Origin of the sequence: Nocardioides astragali (assembly GCF_024436375.1) — a bacterium.
In the GTDB taxonomy this organism is placed as follows: Bacteria; Actinomycetota; Actinomycetes; order Propionibacteriales; family Nocardioidaceae; genus Nocardioides; species Nocardioides astragali.
On the sequence record NZ_JAFMZM010000003.1, the window covers coordinates 282,488 to 299,415 of the forward strand.

General features: G+C 71.5%; 17 protein-coding genes and 1 tRNA gene. 10 read left to right on the top strand and 8 right to left on the bottom strand.

The genetic code is table 11. The features are described from left to right. Positions 1 to 7: 7 nt before the first annotated feature. From J3P44_RS10460 to J3P44_RS25010, 3 genes are read right to left on the bottom strand one after another with little or no spacing between them, the layout of a single operon-like run. Positions 8 to 1,396: an MFS transporter gene (locus J3P44_RS10460; protein ID WP_255890280.1), complete on the bottom strand. Its 1,389-nt coding sequence runs from the start codon at positions 1,394 to 1,396 to the stop codon at positions 8 to 10. Positions 1,397 to 1,412: 16 nt separating this feature from the next. Beyond that, the gene (locus tag J3P44_RS10465) at positions 1,413 to 1,988 is read right to left on the bottom strand and encodes a TetR/AcrR family transcriptional regulator (protein WP_255890281.1); all 576 of its coding nucleotides are present in this window, start codon (positions 1,986 to 1,988) and stop codon (positions 1,413 to 1,415) included. A gap of 53 nt (positions 1,989 to 2,041) precedes the next feature. Then, entirely contained in the window at positions 2,042 to 3,514 is a 1,473-nt protein-coding gene (locus J3P44_RS25010) for a fatty acid desaturase (RefSeq protein WP_305122273.1), read from the bottom strand. A 165-nt stretch (positions 3,515 to 3,679) separates the two neighbouring features. Here J3P44_RS25010 and ppgK point away from each other — a divergent pair, with 165 nt between their 5' ends. Next, positions 3,680 to 4,435 (top strand): polyphosphate--glucose phosphotransferase, encoded by a 756-nt coding sequence (gene ppgK / locus J3P44_RS10480; protein ID WP_255890282.1) that lies wholly within the window; start codon positions 3,680 to 3,682, stop codon positions 4,433 to 4,435. 335 nt (positions 4,436 to 4,770) lie between these two features. On the opposite strand, the gene J3P44_RS10485 is transcribed toward ppgK, so the two are convergent. Beyond that, positions 4,771 to 6,150, bottom strand: coding sequence for an NAD-dependent malic enzyme (locus J3P44_RS10485; protein ID WP_255890283.1), 1,380 nt, complete (start codon positions 6,148 to 6,150; stop codon positions 4,771 to 4,773). A 61-nt stretch (positions 6,151 to 6,211) separates the two neighbouring features. On the opposite strand from J3P44_RS10485, the gene J3P44_RS10490 reads away from it, so the two are divergent. The 5 genes from J3P44_RS10490 (at position 6,212) to J3P44_RS10510 (ending at position 9,341) form a co-directional block, all read left to right on the top strand. Next, entirely contained in the window at positions 6,212 to 6,490 is a 279-nt protein-coding gene (locus J3P44_RS10490; RefSeq protein WP_255890285.1) for a GNAT family N-acetyltransferase, read from the top strand. A gap of 86 nt (positions 6,491 to 6,576) precedes the next feature. After that, positions 6,577 to 7,167: a potassium channel family protein gene (locus tag J3P44_RS10495; protein WP_255890286.1), complete on the top strand. Its 591-nt coding sequence runs from the start codon at positions 6,577 to 6,579 to the stop codon at positions 7,165 to 7,167. Continuing rightward, entirely contained in the window at positions 7,164 to 7,550 is a 387-nt protein-coding gene (locus tag J3P44_RS10500) for a hypothetical protein (protein WP_255890287.1), read from the top strand. Before J3P44_RS10495 ends, J3P44_RS10500 begins: the two co-directional genes overlap by 4 nt. A gap of 64 nt (positions 7,551 to 7,614) precedes the next feature. Continuing rightward, positions 7,615 to 8,073 carry a DUF350 domain-containing protein gene (locus J3P44_RS10505; RefSeq protein WP_255890288.1) on the top strand — a complete coding sequence of 153 codons (459 nt, stop codon included), beginning with the start codon at positions 7,615 to 7,617 and terminating at the stop codon, positions 8,071 to 8,073. After that, the gene (locus J3P44_RS10510) at positions 8,073 to 9,341 is read left to right on the top strand and encodes a glutathionylspermidine synthase family protein (protein ID WP_255890289.1); all 1,269 of its coding nucleotides are present in this window, start codon (positions 8,073 to 8,075) and stop codon (positions 9,339 to 9,341) included. Before J3P44_RS10505 ends, J3P44_RS10510 begins: the two co-directional genes overlap by 1 nt. Positions 9,342 to 9,344: 3 nt before the next feature. On the opposite strand, the gene J3P44_RS10515 is transcribed toward J3P44_RS10510, so the two are convergent. Genes J3P44_RS10515 through J3P44_RS10525 form a run of 3 tightly spaced genes read right to left on the bottom strand, consistent with a single transcriptional unit; the run spans position 9,345 to position 11,484 of the window. Further along, positions 9,345 to 10,367: a hypothetical protein gene (locus J3P44_RS10515; RefSeq protein WP_255890290.1), complete on the bottom strand. Its 1,023-nt coding sequence runs from the start codon at positions 10,365 to 10,367 to the stop codon at positions 9,345 to 9,347. Beyond that, positions 10,364 to 10,852 carry a glutathione peroxidase gene (locus J3P44_RS10520; protein ID WP_255890291.1) on the bottom strand — a complete coding sequence of 163 codons (489 nt, stop codon included), beginning with the start codon at positions 10,850 to 10,852 and terminating at the stop codon, positions 10,364 to 10,366. The genes J3P44_RS10515 and J3P44_RS10520 overlap by 4 nt, the downstream gene beginning before the upstream one ends. Beyond that, positions 10,849 to 11,484, bottom strand: coding sequence for a nitroreductase family protein (locus J3P44_RS10525; protein WP_255890292.1), 636 nt, complete (start codon positions 11,482 to 11,484; stop codon positions 10,849 to 10,851). The genes J3P44_RS10520 and J3P44_RS10525 overlap by 4 nt, the downstream gene beginning before the upstream one ends. Positions 11,485 to 11,597: 113 nt before the next feature. Here J3P44_RS10525 and J3P44_RS10530 point away from each other — a divergent pair, with 113 nt between their 5' ends. From J3P44_RS10530 to J3P44_RS25485, 4 genes are read left to right on the top strand one after another with little or no spacing between them, the layout of a single operon-like run. Then, on the top strand, positions 11,598 to 13,148 hold the full coding sequence (locus tag J3P44_RS10530) for an ABC transporter substrate-binding protein (RefSeq protein ID WP_255890293.1): 1,551 nt from the start codon (positions 11,598 to 11,600) through the stop codon (positions 13,146 to 13,148). Next, positions 13,145 to 14,113, top strand: a complete 969-nt coding sequence (locus tag J3P44_RS25480; protein ID WP_255890294.1) for an ABC transporter permease — start codon at positions 13,145 to 13,147, stop codon at positions 14,111 to 14,113. Before J3P44_RS10530 ends, J3P44_RS25480 begins: the two co-directional genes overlap by 4 nt. Then, positions 14,110 to 14,943: an ABC transporter permease gene (locus J3P44_RS10540; protein WP_255890295.1), complete on the top strand. Its 834-nt coding sequence runs from the start codon at positions 14,110 to 14,112 to the stop codon at positions 14,941 to 14,943. Before J3P44_RS25480 ends, J3P44_RS10540 begins: the two co-directional genes overlap by 4 nt. Next, positions 14,940 to 16,409 carry an ABC transporter ATP-binding protein gene (locus J3P44_RS25485; RefSeq protein WP_255890296.1) on the top strand — a complete coding sequence of 490 codons (1,470 nt, stop codon included), beginning with the start codon at positions 14,940 to 14,942 and terminating at the stop codon, positions 16,407 to 16,409. The genes J3P44_RS10540 and J3P44_RS25485 overlap by 4 nt, the downstream gene beginning before the upstream one ends. A gap of 241 nt (positions 16,410 to 16,650) precedes the next feature. Here the strand turns inward: J3P44_RS25485 and J3P44_RS10550 are convergent. Further along, positions 16,651 to 16,734: transfer RNA gene (locus tag J3P44_RS10550), tRNA-Leu, on the bottom strand. Positions 16,735 to 16,928 lie beyond the last annotated feature (194 nt).

Consider the following 16,928-nt stretch of genomic DNA (forward strand, 5'->3'; position numbering starts at 1 on the left):
GGAGACCTTAAGGAGTGGGTGTCCGGACCCGAGCGGGAACGGCGAACCACGACACCAGCCCGCCCACCACGAGGAGCGCCGAGCAGGCGAGCATCGCCGAGGCGTACGCCGTGTCGAAGCGCGCCGGGTCGCGGTAGTCGTCCCCGGCCAGACCCACGGCCATCGGCAGGGCAGCGACCGCGAGCAGGGAACCGGCGCGGGCGACGGCATTGTTGATGCCGCTCGCTATGCCGGTGACCTCGTCGGGCGCCGCGGCCAGCACCGTCGCCGTCAGCGGTGCGACCATGAGCGCGAGGCCCAGGCCGAAGACGGTGAGGCCCGGTGCGACGTCGCGCCACCACGTCACGTCGTCCCCGACGACCAGCAGCCAGAGGGTGCCGGCGGCCATCACGATCGGACCGAAGGTCATCGGGATCCGCGGACCGATGCGCTGACCCAGCGCGCCACCTCGGGCCGCGAGCAGGAGCATGCACGCCGTGATCGGGAGCGTGGCAAGGCCCGCCTGGAGGGCGTTGTAGCCGCCGACCGTCTGGAGCTGGAGGACGAGGAAGAACAGGATCGCGCCGAGCGCGGCGTAGACCAGCAGCGTCATCGCGTTGGCGGCGCTGAAGGTGCGGTCGGCGAACAGACCGAGAGGGACCATCGGCTCGGGCAGGCGTCGCTCGACGACGACGAAGACCACCGCCGCCAGCAGGCCGAGCCCGGCGGCCCAGGCCGTCATGGGGCCGCCGGCGTCGGTGAGGGCCCAGGTGATGCCGCCCAGCGCGATCGCGGCCAGCGCCGCGCCACCGAGGTCGAAGCGGCCGTGGGTGCGCGGGTCCCGCGTCTCCGGCACGCACCGCTGGGCCAGCCAGACGGTCAGGGCGGCGAGCGGCAGGTTGATGAGGAAGATCCAGCGCCACGAGGCGTGGTCGACCAGCAGCCCGCCCACCAGCGGGCCCAGCGCCGCGGCGATGCCCCCCAGACCGGACCAGGCACCGATGGCCCGGCCCCGGTCCACCGCGCGGAACGAGCCCTGGATCATCGCCAGGCTGCCCGGCGTCAGCAGCGCGCCGCCGATGCCCTGCAGCACGCGCGCCGCGATCAGGATCTCGGCGTTGGGCGCCAGTCCGCACAGGAGCGAGGCGCCCGCGAACCAGACCGTGCCGATGACGAAGACCCGGCGCCGACCGAGCCGGTCACCCAGCGATCCGCCGAGCAGGATCAGCGAGGCCATGGAGAGGAAGTAGCCGTTGGTGATCCACTGCAGCTGCGAGAGCGACGCGTCGAGGTCCTCGCCCATCGTGCGCAGGGCGACGTTGACGACGGTCCCGTCCAGCAGCGTCAGCCCGGATCCGAGGGTGGCTGCCGCGATGATGCCGCGGGCCCGCGGCGTACCCCATGCGACTGGACTCACCGGGCAACAGTAGATCTCAGCCGTCGAGCACCCGCCGCGCGAGCCACGCGATGTCGGCGCCGGTCTTCTCCGGTGAGGCCGACGGCTGCATCACGTGGCTGAGCACCACCCGGACGACCATGTCGGTGGCCGGCTCGAGGTAGTCCGGCTCGATGTCCGGGGCGTACGGCGCCACGCGGCCGCGGACGACCTCCTTGGCCGCCTCGAGCAGGGAGCTGGCGTTGGTCGTGAGCAGGGGCAGGAGCTCGGTGTCGGCGCCGTGCGTCGCGCTCACGACGGCGTGCAGGAGCTTGTTGGCGCGGGCGTAGGTCAGCACGTCGGACACCGCCCGCTCGATGGCGCGCGTCAGGTCGTCCGGCTCCGCGTCGAAGGCCTGCTCCACGACCTGCAGGAAGCGGGCGAGCTCCTCGAGGATCATCGTCTCGGCAAGGGCCGGCTTGGAGCCGACCTCGTTGTAGACGGTCTGGCGACTGACCCCGGCCGCCTCGGCCAGCCGGGCCATGGTGACCGCCGCCCACCCGGAGGAGGTGGTCAGCTCGACGGCCGCGGCGACGATCCGGTCGCGCGTGGTCCCCTCCAGCATCCCCGCCATGGTGATGAGTCTAGGGAGGGGCCACGACGCGGGGGCGGCGGCGTACGACGCCGTCAGGCGAGCGACCTCTCGGGCTCGTACGGCACGAAGTCGACCTTCTCCCGGACGCCGCAGTCGGGACAGCACCAGTCGTCCGGTATGTCCTTCCACGCGGTGCCGGCGGCGAAGCCCTCGTGCTCGTCACCGGCGGCGACCTCGTAGACGTACTCGCAGCTCGGACACCGCGCGGCCATCACCTCGGCCTCCGCTCCCGGCAGCTCCTCCCGGGCGAGGCGCGCCGCCTCCACCGCGGCGGCGTGGCCGGCGGCGTCGTACCTCTCCAGGTAGGCCGCCCGCTTGCGCGGGCTGATGTTGGCCAGCGTCACGTCGCCGCCGAAGTGGTCGACGACGCGCTGGTCCATCACGCGCCGCCAGACCGCGGGCACGATGGCCAGCACGATCATGCCGGCGTAGCCGGTCGGCAGGACCGGGCTCTCCTCGAAGTCGCGCAGTGTCTGGTAGCGCCGCGTCGGGTTGGCGTGGTGGTCGCTGTGGCGCTGCAGGTGGTAGAGCAGCACGTTGGTCGCGATGTTGTTGGAGTTCCAGCTGTGGCCGGGCAGCACCCGCTCGTAGCGCTGGCGGTCGCCGACGCCGACCTTCTGGCGGAGCATGCCGTAGTGCTCCATGAAGTTGACGACCTCGAGGAGCGAGAAGCCGACGACGGCCTGGATGAGGAGGTACGGCGCCACCTCGAGGCCGAACGCGGCGATCACCGCGGCCCACAGGAGGATCGACATCAGCCACGCGTTGAGCACGTCGTTGTCCAGGCGCCAAGGGCTCTGCTTGCGTCGGGCCAGGCGACGCTTCTCCAGCCGCCAGGCCGACTTCAGGGAGCCGCCGACCGTGCGCGGCCAGAACTGGTAGAAGTTCTCGCCCAGCCGGGCGCTGGCAGGGTCCTCGGGGGTCGCGACCCGGACGTGGTGGCCGCGGTTGTGCTCGATGTAGAAGTGGCCGTAGAAGACCTGCGCCAGCGCGATCTTGGAGAGCCAGCGCTCGTTGGCCTCCTTCTTGTGGCCGAGCTCGTGGGCGGTGTTGATTCCGATGCCGCCGATGCAGCCGATCGAGATCGCGAGGCCGATCTTGTCCAGCGTGGTGAGCGGCTGGTCGTCCAGCACGCCGAAGGCGTCCCAGCCACCGACGACCGCCATCGCGGAGACGAAGCCGACGTACTGGATGGGCAGGAAGAGGTAGGTGATCCACCGGTAGTACTTGTCGCCCTCCAGCGCCTCGATCACGTCGTCGGGAGGGTTGGAGCGGTCGAGCCCGGCGAGCAGGTCGATGGCCGGCACGATCCCGAGGATGACGATCGGCCCGACCCAGAACCAGACGCTCCAGCCGGTGGCGACGTAGCCGCCGAAGGCGACGAACGCCAGGCTCGGCACGACCAGGCCGATCAGCCACAGGTAGCGCTTGCTGTCCTTCCAGAGCTCGGTCGTGCCTTCGGGGACGGTGCCGCTGGGGGCGAGTCGGGTGGGGTAGCCGGCCATCTGCCTGACCTCCTGACGTGGGGTTTACAAGACCATACGATCTGTAAACCGCATTGACAAGAGGGAGGGATCTGTCAACCTCGGCGGAATCCCCGGCTGGCCGGTGTCTCAGGGACGCCACCGACCGGGGGCGCGCGGCGGCGGCGGGCCGATAAGGTCTGGCGCATGCAGCATCCCTTCGGCATCGACTTCGGCGGCACCGGCATCAAGGGCGCGCCGGTGGATCTCGGGCAGGGCGACTTCGCCCACGACCGTGTCCGCATCGACACCCCCAAGCCGGCCACCCCGCAGGCCGTGGCCGCGGTGTTCCAGCAGATCGTCGACAACTTCCCGGCCTCGACCACACCGGTCGGCGTGACGGTGCCCGGCATCGTCCGCCGAGGCGTCGTGATGTCGGCCGCCAACATCGACAAGTCGTGGATCGGCGAGGACGCGGACGCCATCTTCACGCAGGCGCTGGGCCGCGAGGTCCACGTCGTCAACGACGCCGACGCCGCCGGGCTCGCGGAGGCGGAGTACGGCGCCGCGCGCGGGCGACAGGGCCTTGTCATGGTCATCACCCTCGGCACCGGCATCGGCTCGGCGATGATCTTCAACGGCCAGCTGGTGCCCAACTCCGAGATGGGCCACCTCGAGATCGACGGCGAGGTCGCGGAGGTACGCGCCGCGACGAGCGCACGCGAGCGCGAAGGCCTCTCCTGGGAGGCCTGGTCCGAGCGCCTCACCACCTACTTCCGTCACCTCGAGCGCCTCTTCACCCCCGACCTGTTCGTGGTCGGCGGCGGGGTCAGCAAGTCGTGGGAGAAGTTCGGCCACCTGATCGAGGTCGAGACCGAGCTGGTGCCCGCCACCCTGCAGAACCGGGCCGGCATCGTCGGCGCCGCGCTCGTCGCCCACCGCAAGGCAGGCACGGAGGACTGAGCCGGGCCCACGGAGGTCGGCTCCTCAGCCGACCACTGTGCCTACCCCTGCCGGAATCCCCGCGTACGCGGGGATTCCTGCATCTCCGGGGTGTTGCAACCCCCATGACATGCGCGACTCGCCCACGAGGTCGGCGTTATGACACCCACCGAGGACGTACGACGTCGCGCGGGCGAGTGACCTCGGCTGGCCCACGCTCAGCTCGCCGCCCGGCGTCGTCTGACTGACGAGCGAGCAAGCGTGACGAGCGCTGCGAGGTGGCGCCGTCGAGCGAGGAGGGATGACGACGCCTTCAGGGGCGGCGAGCACGCGCGAGCGGAGCGAGCGCCGAGGACTCAGCTCTCCCGGCCGCTGATTGCGGCGGCGACGCGCTTCGTCACGTCGGGGTGGAAGACGCTCGGGATGATGAAGGCCGGGTGCAGCTCCTCGGAGCTGACGGTGTCGGCGATCGCCTTCGCGGCGCGCAGCAGCATGTCGATGGTGACCTCGTCGGCGCCGGCGTCGAGGAGGCCGCGGAAGACGCCGGGGAAGGCGAGCACGTTGTTGATCTGGTTGGGGTAGTCCGAGCGGCCCGACGCCACCACGGCGGCGTACTTGTCGGCCTCCGCGGGGTCGACCTCAGGGTCGGGGTTGGCGAGGGCGAAGACGATGGGCTCGGTCGCCATGGACGGGATCCACTCGGGGTCGAGGATGCCGGGGGCGGAGACGCCGACGAAGACGTCGGCATCCACGAGCACCTCCTGGAGCGACCCGGTCGCGCGGCGCGGGTTCGTCGCCGCGGCGAGCTCGGTGTGGGCCTCGGACAGGGAGGCGTCACCCTCCGCCAGTGCACCTTCGCGGTCGACGACCACGACGTCGCGCGCACCGGCGGCCAGCAGCAGCGTCACGATGGCAGTGCCGGCGGCACCGGCTCCCGACACGACGATCCGGACGTCGGTGAGCTCCTTGCGCACGCACCGCAGGGCGTTGGTCAGGGCCGCCAGGACGACGATCGCGGTGCCGTGCTGGTCGTCGTGGAAGACCGGGATGTCGAGCGACTCGCGCAGCCGGCGCTCGATCTCGAAGCAGCGCGGCGCGGCGATGTCCTCGAGGTTGATGCCGCCGAAGCCGGGCGCGATCATCTCGACGGCCTTCACGATCTCGTCGGTGTCCTGGGTGGCCAGGCAGATCGGCCACGCGTCGATGTCGGCGAAGCGCTTGAAGAGCGCCGCCTTGCCCTCCATCACCGGCATCGCGGCGCCCGGGCCGATGTTGCCCAGGCCCAGCACGGCGGAGCCGTCGGTGACGACCGCGACCGAGTTGCCCTTGATGGTGAGCTTGCGGACGTCCTCGGGATTCTCGTAGATGGCCATCGAGACCCGGCCCACGCCGGGCGTGTAGGCCATCGACAGGTCGTCACGGGTGCGCAGCGGCACCTTGGAGGTGACCTCGATCTTGCCGCCGAGGTGGAGCAGGAACGTCCGGTCGCTGACCTTGTGCACGGTGACGCCGCCCACGGCGTCGACGGCAGCGACCAGGTCCTGCGAGTGGGACGCGTCCGAGGCCGAGCACGTCACGTCGACCACGAGCCGGTCGTGCCGGGACTCGGTCACGTCGATCGCGGTCACCACGCCCCCGTTCGCCGAGATCGCCGTCGCGACGGCGCCGACGACGCCGTGGTCGGGGGCGGTGTACAACCGCATGGTGATCGAGTACGACGACGCGGTTGCTGCCATGGCCTGCACCCTTCCCCCACCACGGGGTTACGGGCAAGTCATGTCCGCATAGGCTCACGTTGTGAACACAGAGTTCGCCGACAACCCCCGACGCCATCGCTTCGAGCTGCGATCCGGCGACGAGGTGCTCGGCTTCATCGTCTACCGCCTCGCCGACGACTCGATCACCCTGGTGCACACCGAGGTCGACCCGGCCCACAGCGGCAAGGGGTACGCCGCGACCCTGGCCAGGGCGGCGCTCGACGAGGCCCGCAGACGCGGGCTGGCGGTCGTGCCGACGTGCCCCTACGTCGCGTCGTACATCCGCAAGCACCCGGAGTACGCCGACCTCGTGGCATAGCCGCGCAGCGAAATCTGCGCGCCGGACGCGCGCCGGCACCCGAGGACGTCTTATAGTCCCGCGACAGCGGGGGAACGGGGGGGCTCATGGCAGAGACGGACGTCGACGAGGCGGATGCCGTCGTCGCGCAGCGACTGGGGTTCATCACCCGACCGCTGCGGACGCTGGTCAACGCGCCGCACCTGCTCGTGCTGCTGGTGCTGGGCATCTGGGTCGGCTGCTCCCTCACCTACGCGGTGCTCGAGGACAAGGGCCCGATCGAGGGCCTCTGGTGGGGCATCGTCACGGGGTCGACGGTCGGCTACGGCGACTTCTACCCCGCCTCCATCGCCGGCCGAGCGGTCGGCGCGATCCTCATCGTCTCGATGCTGGTCTTCGTCCCGATCGCCATCGGCCACGTCATTGCCAACCTCGTCTTCGACAAGGAGTCGCTCGCCGTGGCGACCGTGCTGGAGGACGTCCACGAGCGCATCGACCGCCTCGAGCACCTGACCCTCGCCTCCCTCGAGGCGCAGCACGGCCGGGAGTGGCTCGAGCAGCGGCTCACCGAGTACGACGAGGCCGACGCCGCCCGCACCGACGTCGCGGAGCAGATGCTCGCCATGTTCAAGCCGAAGTTCGACCCGAAGTTCGACCCCACGGAGCACAGCCGCTCGGACACTGGAGGACCTCGATGACCACGCCCGTCCGCCGCCGCATGCGGTCCTCGAGCATTGCGCTCGGGATCACCGCGGTGATGGCCTCCAACCTGACCGGGTGCGCGTCCAGCGCCGACTACGCCGCCGTGTGCGTCGACCCCGAGACCAAGGAGCGCGTCGACGACGACCAGTGCGACGACGACTCCGACTACCACGGGACCGGCTCCGGCTTCTTCTGGTACTACCTCGGCGCCAGCTCCCGGGTCCCCGCGATCGGCCAGACGACCTCCGGCGGCACGTGGTCCGGCAGCACCCTCAACGGCACCGTGCAGCGCGGCGGCCTGCCGACCACCGGAGGCTCGACCGTGAAGTCCAGCACCACCAAGGGCGGGTTCGGCGGCAGCTCGCGCGGCTTCGGCTGACCCCTCGGACCTCTCGCACGCCCACCTCCGTACGCCGTCCTTCCGCCTGCAGCCAGGAGAACTCGTGACCGACCTGCTCAACGCCCTGCTCCACGCCGTCGCCTACGCCCTCGTCGGGGGCGTCATGCTCGTCGTGGCCTACTACGTCCTCGACCTGGCCACGCCCGGCCACCTCGGCACCCACCTGCGGGGGGTCGACGAGAACGGCCTGGAGTCGGTGCACGCTCATTCGCGCTCGGCAGGAGTGGTCACGTCGGCGTGGCTGGTCTCCAACGCGGCCGTGCTGTTCACCGCGATCTGGACCAACGGCGAGACGTCGCTCGGCTGGGCGCTCGGCTGGACGGTGTCCTTCGGCGCCCTCGGCATCGCGCTCAACACGCTGATGTTCTTCGCGGTCGAGGCGATCACCCCGGGCAACCTGCGCAAGATCGTCACCGACCCCGGCCCGGTGCGGCCGCTGGCCTACGTCGCGGCGTCGGTCGCGCTCTCGGTGGGCGCCATCGTCTGCGCCAGCATCGCCTGATGTGGCGTCACCGCTCCCGCGCCCGTGAGGGTTGGCGCGACAAGGTCGTGGAGCAGGGCCTGGTCTTCCCGGTCACCAAGATGCCCGACGGCTCCGAGCTCCCCTACTGGAACGAGGACGCCTGGTACGAGGTGACCATGGAGGAGGTGGAGACCCTCGAGGCCGCCACCGAGGAGCTGTGGGCCATGTGCCTGGCGGCCGTCTCCCACATGGCCACGACGATGACCGACGAGCGCCTGGGCCTGCCGCCCGGCTCGCTCGAGGTCGTACGCCGTTCGGTGGAGGCGGGCGACCCGGCCCTCTACGCCCGCTTCGATCTCGCCTACGGCGCCGACGGCTCGATCAAGATGCTCGAGATCAACGGCGACACCCCCACCGGCCTGGTGGAGACCGGGATCGTCCAGTGGAACTGGATGGAGGACGTGATGCCGGAGATGGACCAGTGGAACTCGGTCCACGACCGGCTGATCGCCGGCTGGCGCAAGCTGCGCCGCTCCGGGCACTTCGACGGCGACCGGATGCACTTCCTCTACGACCTCGGCGAGGAGGACTCCTACGACGGCGGTGAGATGGAGATGACCGTCCACTACCTGATGGACGCCGCCATCCAGGCGGGGTGGCTCGCCCTCGCGCACCCGATGGCCGAGGTGGGCTGGAACCCCGACGCACGGGAATACCGCGACGTCCACGACGAGCCCATCCGCAACGCCTTCAAGCTCTACGCCTGGGAGGAGATGCTCGCCGAGCCGTTCGGCCGGTTCGTCGTCGACCGGAGCGAGGCGCGGCCGACGCGGTGGATCGAGCCGGCCTGGAAGGTGCTGCTCTCCACCAAGGCGCTGCTGCCCGTGCTGTGGGAGCTCTACCCCCACCACCGCCTGCTGCTGCCGGCGTACTTCGACGAGCCGCGCGACCTCGAGCGGTGGGTCGCCAAACCCCTGCACGGACGCGAGGGCGACAACATCCGCATCCACCTCGACGACATGCTCGAGGACGTCGTGATGCCCGGTGGCTACGGCGACGAGGGCTGGGTCTACCAGGCCTACACCGACCTGCCGAGCTTCGAGGGCAACCGCGTCGTCCTCGGGTCGTGGATCGTCGACGGCGAGGCGGCCGGGATGCTCGTGCGCGAGTCCGACAACATGGTCACCGACTACTTCTCGCGCGTCGCGCCCCACGTGATCAGCGACGGGCTCGCTCCGTCGGAGGCGCAGGTCGCGCAGTGGCTGGCCGAGCGGGTCGGACCCGACGCCCCCACCCTGCCCACCTGACCTCTAGCGCACCACCGAGTCGGTGATCGTGCGGCTCGCGCCGAGGAAGAAGATCCCGGGCAGTGTCTCGAAGCCGTCGCTGGGGTTGTCGGTGAGCCGCGAGCCGCGGATGGTGAGGGTGCCGCTGCGGTCGTTGGAGACGAAGAAGATCGCGCCGCCACCCTCGCGTGCATGGTTGCCGGTGAGCGTGGAGTCCTCGAGCTCGAGACGGATGGCGTTGCCGTCCATGTAGATCGCGCCACCGGACCCGCCCCCGGGCGTGCCGGGGCGCGACGGGTTGGCCCCCCGCCCGAGCGCGCGGTTGTCGGTGAACGTCGACGACACGATCCGCCACGAGACGCCGATGCTGCTCAGCGCGGAGCCGTTGCTGCACCGCCCGCCCACGAAGCTGGAGCGGCGTACGACGACGGGGCGGTCGCGGTGCTGGTCGAGCACGCGGACGGCGCCCCCGCCCAGGTCGGGACCGGTGCGGTCGCAGCGGTTGCCGACGAACTCGGAGTCGACGATGCGCAGCCGCCCGCCGCGGACGAAGATCGCGCCTCCACCGCCGCCGTCGGTCGTCTCCCCGGTCGCGTTGCCGTCGACGAAGCGCATCCGCCTGACCACGAGCTCGGGCTCGGCCTGGTCGTCGCAGTGCGACGTCGTCCAGACCTGCGCCCGGTCGCAGGTGTTGACGTAGAGGATGCGACGCTGCCCCTGGCCGCTCAGGGTGACGAGCCCGCCGCCGTCGAGCACGACCCGCGCCGAGGTGTTGACCACCTTGGCGGTGCGCCGCATCTCGATGGTGACCGGCTCCGGCCCGCAGTCGAAGGCGATGACCCCTCCGCGGGCCACCGCGCGGACCACCGCACGTGAGGTGCAGGAGCCGGGAGTGCCCGTGCCGACCACCGTGTCGGCCCGGGCGCTCTTCATCGCTGGTTGAGGAGGGTGCGCAGCGCCCGTGACGAAACCCGATGCCATCGCAGGCGCCGCCGACGCCACCACCGCGGCGACGAGCGTCGCGGCGAGGACGCCGGCCCTGCTCACAGCGCCTTCTCGAGAGCCTTCTCGATGTCGCCGGAGAGCTTCTCCGGCTCGGTGGTGGGCGCGTAGCGGTTGATGACCTGGCCGTCGCGACCGATGAGGAACTTGGTGAAGTTCCACTTGATCTTGTCACCCAGCAGGCCGCCCTTGGAGTCCTTCAGCCACTCGAAGAGCGGGTGTGCGTCGTCGCCGTTGACGTCGACCTTGGAGAAGAGCGGGAAGGTCACCCCGAAGTTGCGCTCGCAGAAGTCGGAGATCTCCGCCTCGTCACCGGGCTCCTGGTTGCCGAACTGGTCGCAGGGGAAGCCGAGCACGACCAGCCCCTGGTCGGCGTACGTGTCGTGGAGGTACTGCAGGCCCTTGTACTGGCCGGTGAACCCGCACTGCGAGGCGGTGTTGACCACCAGCACGACCTTGCCGTCGTAGTCGGAGAGGTCGGCGTCGGTGCCGTCGATCGCGGTCGCCGAGAAGTCGGAGAGAGAAGTCATGGACGCGGAGTCTGCCAGTCGTCACGAACACCGTCCTCATCGAAGCGTCCACCGAACGCCCAGTGCGACAGCGGTCTGCGGACCCGGTCACGGTGGTCGCGGGCAGCGGTCCGCTCGTCCACGTCCGCCGGGTCGCCGGGCACGCCGACCGCGATCCCGGTGAGCAGCTGGTGCGTGGGAGGTACGCCGAGCGCCTCGGCGAGAGCCTCGTGGTCGAAGCCGGCGAACTGGTGGGCGTGCAGGCCCATCGCCCGCGCCTGGAGGGTGAGGTGGGCCGCGGCCTGCCCCACGTCGTGCAGGGCGTAGTCGCTGTACGCCGGTGCGTCGGCCTCCTCGCCCGTGCGCACGTGGGCGGCGGTGACGAAGACGACCGAGGCGCGAGGCACCCAGCCGGAGTTGCCGCGGCTCAGCGTCGCGACCAGCCGGTCGTGGTTGGCCGTGCCGGGGACGCAGACGAAGAACACCCAGGGCTGGCTGTTGCCGGCGCTCGGTGCCCACTGGGCCGCGTGCAGCAGGGTCTGGATCTCGCTGTCGGTCAGCCGGTGGGAGTCGTCGTACACGCTCGCGCTCCAGCGCGACCGCATCGGCTCGGCGAGGCCTTCGGCGCTGGGCTGGGGAGCTTGTGGGGTCACGCCGCCGAGTATGTCCGCCGCGTCGGCGGTCCCCACACGCGCCCGCCTTTTGACACTAAGAATCGTTCTCAATAACCTTGCGGCGCTCTCCGTCCTCCGAAAGGCGCCACCTCATGCGAAGCCCCCTCCCTCTGCCCACGGCCGTGGCCGTCGTCGCAGCCCTCCTCACCCTGAGCGCCTGCGGGTCCGGCTCACGCGACGGCGCGGCCGCCGAGGACACCCTCCGGATCGCCGGACCCTTCGAGGTGCACAGCCTCGAGCCGGCCGCGGACGGCGAGGTCTTCACCCGCCTCCAGGTGAGCGAGACGCTGGTCACCAGCGACATCGAAGGTGAGCTGGCACCGGGCCTGGCCACGGAGTGGTCGTCCTCTGCCGACGGCACCGAGTGGAGCTTCGAGCTGGTCGAGGACGCGACGTTCCACGACGGCTCCGCGCTGACACCCGACGCCGTCGTCGAGGCCGTCGAGAGGGCCGCGGCGGTGGAGGCCAGCCCCCTCGCCGAGGTGCCGATCGAGCAGATCGAGGCCGACGGGTCGTCCGTCACCTTCCGCCTGTCCCGGCCCGACCTGACCCTGCCGGCCGTGCTCACCCACTACAGCACCGCGGTCCTGGCGCCGGCCGCCTACGACGCCGACGGTCACGTGACGGAGGTCATCGGGACCGGTCCCTACGAGGTCACCGAGCTCGAGCTCCCCGCCTCGATCTCGACCACCGCGTCCCCCGAGTGGCGAGGGGAGCAGCCGGCCGTGGCGAAGGTCTCCTTCCAGGCGGTGGGGCGGCCCGAGTCCCGCGCCCTGATGGCCGTCAGCGACCAGGCTGACGTCGTCTTCGGCCTCGAGCCTGCCGGACGCGAGCAGGTCGAGGGTGCCGACGGCGTACGCATGGAGTCGAGCCTGCAGCCCCGGACCATCCTCATGAAGGTCAATGCCGACCACCCGATCCTGGGCGACGAGCGGGTCCGCCGGGCGCTCAGCCTGGCCCTGGACCGTGAGTCCATGGCCGACGCCGTCCTCCGGGAGGAGGAGCTGGCCGCGACCCAGCTGCTGCCGCCCTCCCTCACGGCGTGGCACCCCGACCTCGAGCCCCTCACCCAGGACCAGGACACGGCGCGCGACCTGCTCCGTGAGGCCGGCTGGTCCGAGGGCTCCGGCGGCGTCCTCGAGCGCGACGGCAAGCCCCTGGCGCTGACCCTGATCACCTACCCCGACCGGCCCGAGCTCCCCGCCCTGGCGACCGCCATCCAGGCCGCCCTCGCCCAGGTCGGCGTACGGCTCGAGGTCGAGGTGACCAACTCCAGCGAGATCCCCGCCGGCCAGGCTGACGGCACCCTCGAGCTCGCCCTCATCGCCAAGCACTTCGCACTCGTCTCCGACCCCTTGGTCGACATCGCCGCCGTCTTCGCACCTGAGGGCAACGACTGGGGCGTGATGAACTGGCATGACGACCGGGTCACCCGCGCGATCGACGCCCTCCTCGCCGGGGGATCGGAGTCCGCCGCGGCGAAGAACCGCGAGACGATCGTGCGCACCGCGCACGAGGAGCTGCCGCTCATCCCGGTCGCCTGGTATCGCATGAACGCCGCCGTCAGCGACCGCGTCGAAGGGTTCGTGATGGACCCGCTCGAGACGACGTGGCGCCTCACCGACCTGCAGTGGGCGTCGTGACGCCACGCGGAGCGGCGTACGCCGGTGTCCTGGCGCGCCGCGCGGCCCAAGGCGTCGGCGTGGCCGGCCTGGTGTCGGTGCTGTGCTTCCTGATCGTGCACCGGCTGCCCGGCGACGCCGCCTACCGGATCGCGGCCGGCCGCTACGGCTACGACCTCGTCGACGAGGAGGCCGCGGCCTCGGTCCGCGCCGAGCTCGGTCTCGACCGGCCGGCCTGGCAGCAGCTCGGCGACTGGGTGCTCGACCTCGTCCAGCTCGACCTCGGTCGCTCCCTGGTGACCTCGCGCCCCGTGGCGGAGGAGGTCGGCTACTACCTCGTGGGCACCCTGCAGCTCGCCGCGGTCGCCCTGGTCCTCGCCTTCGTGCTCGGGGCCGGGATGGGCGTCGCGGCTGCCCGGCGGCCGGGCGGGCTGGTGGACCGGCTGGCCACCGGCTGGGTCGCTTCCGTGCGCGCCGTGCCGCCGTTCCTCCTGGGCCTCATGCTCGTCGTGGTGTTCTCCGCCCAGCTGGGCCTGCTGCCCGCCGTGGGCCACGGTGACGCCGCGAGCCTCGTCCTTCCCGCGCTGACCCTCGGCCCCGGCCTGTCCGGGCTCGTCGCCCGGATCACCCGCGACGCGGTCGTGGAGGTCCGCGCGTCGGAGTACGTGCAGTTCGCCCACACCAAAGGGCTCGCCGAGCGGTGGGTCGTGCTGCGCCACGTCGTGCGCAACGCCGCGGTGGTCCTGGTCCCCTACCTCGGGGTCCAGGCCGTCATCCTGATCGAGGGCGTCGTCGTGGTGGAGAGCCTGTTCGCCTGGCAGGGACTGGGTCACGCGCTCGTGCACGCCGTGTTCTGGCGCGACGTGCCGGTCCTCCAGGCCACCGCCCTCGTGCTCGCCCTGCTGATCGTGGTCGTCAACACCGCCGTCGACGTCCTCGTGCTCTGGCTCGACCCCCGCCCGCGCCGGTTGGAGGCCACCCGATGACCACGCCGCTGCTCGAAGCGACTGCGACCATCCCCACGGGGAGGCGACGACCCCTCGCTCGCCGTGCCGCCCTGCTCGGGCTCTCCCTGCTGGCCGCCTTCGCGATCGTCGGGCCCCTGCTGCTGGCGGACCCGTCGGCACAGGACCTGAGCCGCTTCCTCGAAGCGCCCAGCGCGTCGGAGCCCCTGGGGCGCGACGACTACGGGCGCAGCGTGCTGGCACGGCTCGCGCACGCCACCAGGCTGTCGCTGGCGCTCTCCGCGCTCTGCGTCGCCACCGCGCTGCTGCTCGGCACCGTCGCGGGCATCCTCTCCGCCTGGTTCGGCGGCTGGATCGACGCCGTTCTCCGGGCCGTCTCGGAGGCCTTCGTCGCGGTGCCCGCTCTCCTGGTCGTGCTGCTGGTCTCCGCCCTCGCGTCGGGCGGCAGCCTGTGGGCGCTCTACCTGGGCCTGGCCCTCGCCCAGTGGGTGGAGTACTTCCGGGTGGTGCGAGCGCGCAGCGGCCTGGTGCTCGGGTCTCCTGCCGTCGAGGCCGCCGGACTGCTCGAGCTCGGGCCCGCGCACGTCGTACGACGTCACCTCTGGCCCGACCTGCGGCCGCTGCTCGGCACGCTCGCCGCGCTCGGGATGGTCACCTCGATCCTCGCGATGTCGACGCTCGGGTTCGTGAAGGTCGGGCTGCAGCCGCCGCGGGCGGAGCTGGGCCTGATGATCACCGAGTCCTTCCCGTTCTACGACGTGGCGCCCTGGATGTCACTGGCTCCCATCGCGGTGCTCTTCCTGCTCACCGTCTGCTTCCTGGCCCTGCGTGACTCGAAGGAGCGCTCGTGACCGACCCCCGCCCAGGTGACGACCTCGTCATCCACCACGCCGTCGTCCAGCACGGCACCACCACGCTCGCCGACGTCAGCGACATCCGCCTCGAGCCCGGCCGCCCGTTGACCATCATCGGGGAGAGCGGGTCGGGGAAGTCCGTGCTCGCCCACGCCGTCATGGGCACGCTGCCGCCCGAGCTGGTGGCCCGCGGCTCGATGACCATCGGCGCGGTCCCCTTCGACCTCGCCGACCCGACCGGTCGACGACACCTGTGGGGACGTTCGCTGGCACTGCTCCCCCAGGAGCCCGCTCTGGCCCTCGACCCCACCCTGCGCGTACGCGCCCAGGTCGCCGAAGGCGTCGCCGGGTGGCGGCCGCGACACCCGGATGCGTCGCGGATGGCAGACGAGCGCCTCGCCCGGCTGGGCCTGACCGAGGTCGGCGGCTCCTATCCCCACACCCTCTCCGGCGGCATGGCCCAGCGCGTGGCGTACGCCGCCGCGACCATCGGCGGCGCCCGGATCCTGGTCGTCGACGAGCCGTCGAAGGGCCTCGACCGGCACTCGCTGGACCGGCTGGCGGACCTGCTCTCGGCGCACGTGCGCGAGGGAGGCCTCCTGCTGACCATCACCCACGACCTGGAGCTGGCCCGCCGGCTCGGCGGCGACGTGATGGTCATGCGCGAGGCGGCAGTCCTCGAGTCCGGCTCGGCAGAGAGGGTGCTGACGGCGCCTCAGCACGCCTACACCAGGGCCCTGCTGGCAGCGGAGCCCTCGCGGTGGGACTTCCCGTGGATGCGCGGCGTCGCTGCGACGGACGCAGCGGCGGAGCCGCTCGTCGCCGCCGAGTCGATCACCAAGTCCTACGGTGCCGCGCCGCTCTTCGAGGACGTCTCCCTCCAGGTCCGCCCCGGCGAGCGCTGGGCGCTGACCGGACCCAGCGGCGCCGGGAAGACCACGCTGGGCAACGCACTGCTGCGGCTGACCTCGGTCGACAGCGGGTCGGTGGCCCACAGCCGGGCGACCGCCGGTGGCCGGCTGCAGAAGCTCTACCAGGACCCGGGTCACTCCTTCCCCCGGCGCGTCCGGCTGGAGACGGCGATGGGCGACGTCGTACGCCGCCACGGAGTCGAGGCCGGTCGGGTGGGGTCGCTGCTCGAGAAGGTCGGCCTGCCCCACGAGATCCTCCGGCGTCGACCCGGACAGGTCTCGGGCGGCGAGCTGCAGCGCATCGCGATCGTGCGCGCGATGCTTCCCCGACCGGCGCTGATCTTCGCCGACGAGGCGACGTCGCGACTCGACCTGGCCACCCAGGCGACCACGATGGACATCTTGATGACCGAGGTCGAGGACAACGGGTGCGCCCTGTTGCTCGTCACCCACGACACGGCGCTGGCCCGTGCCGTCACGCACCACCAGGTCAGGCTGGGCAGCCCGGACGACGTGGACATCAGGAGCGAGGATCCCGTCGCTGTCTCCTGACCGATCGCACTAGTCCACGATCTGCGCCGGACGGTAGACGCGGGGCGAGTGAGCTGACCCGCCCTGGCCGGCCGCTCAGGCCTCGACGCCGAGGAGCGCGAGGAAGGCGGACGCGGCCGGCGACAAGCCGTCGAGCGCCGGGGTGAAGGCCTCCGGGAGCAGCGCCACGCACAGGCCGCTGCCGGGCACGGCCCGCAACAAGAGGCAGGCCCCGGATCGATGGATCCGGGGCCTGTCGCTGTGCGCGAGGGGGGAGTTGAACCCCCACGTCCTTTCGGACACACGGACCTGAACCGTGCGCGTCTGCCTATTCCGCCACTCGCGCGAGAAGCAGCGGCAAGGCTACCCCACGCTCGTCGCGCGCTCCCAATCGGCTGAGGCGTCCTGGGGTCCGCCGCGAGGTGGCGCCACATCTCCCCTCTCATGGGAGTCCTCGAGCGATCTGCCGCCGCCATAGGGGCGGCACCGTCGCGCCATCCCACGCGGCCGGTACGCTCGGCCGCAACCGATCGGGCGGCT

What these genes read in the sequence shown, in the direction of transcription:
- J3P44_RS10465 (WP_255890281.1), bottom strand. Translation starts at nt 1,988, where the DNA reads ATGGCGGGGATGCTGGAGGGGACCACGCGCGACCGGATCGTCGCCGCG.
- J3P44_RS25010 (WP_305122273.1), bottom strand. Translation starts at nt 3,514, where the DNA reads ATGGCCGGCTACCCCACCCGACTCGCCCCCAGCGGCACCGTCCCCGAA.
- ppgK (WP_255890282.1), top strand. Translation starts at nt 3,680, where the DNA reads ATGCAGCATCCCTTCGGCATCGACTTCGGCGGCACCGGCATCAAGGGC.
- J3P44_RS10485 (WP_255890283.1), bottom strand. Translation starts at nt 6,150, where the DNA reads ATGGCAGCAACCGCGTCGTCGTACTCGATCACCATGCGGTTGTACACC.
- J3P44_RS10495 (WP_255890286.1), top strand. Translation starts at nt 6,577, where the DNA reads ATGGCAGAGACGGACGTCGACGAGGCGGATGCCGTCGTCGCGCAGCGA.
- J3P44_RS10500 (WP_255890287.1), top strand. Translation starts at nt 7,164, where the DNA reads ATGACCACGCCCGTCCGCCGCCGCATGCGGTCCTCGAGCATTGCGCTC.
- J3P44_RS10510 (WP_255890289.1), top strand. Translation starts at nt 8,073, where the DNA reads ATGTGGCGTCACCGCTCCCGCGCCCGTGAGGGTTGGCGCGACAAGGTC.
- J3P44_RS10520 (WP_255890291.1), bottom strand. Translation starts at nt 10,852, where the DNA reads ATGACTTCTCTCTCCGACTTCTCGGCGACCGCGATCGACGGCACCGAC.
- J3P44_RS10530 (WP_255890293.1), top strand. Translation starts at nt 11,598, where the DNA reads ATGCGAAGCCCCCTCCCTCTGCCCACGGCCGTGGCCGTCGTCGCAGCC.
- J3P44_RS10540 (WP_255890295.1), top strand. Translation starts at nt 14,110, where the DNA reads ATGACCACGCCGCTGCTCGAAGCGACTGCGACCATCCCCACGGGGAGG.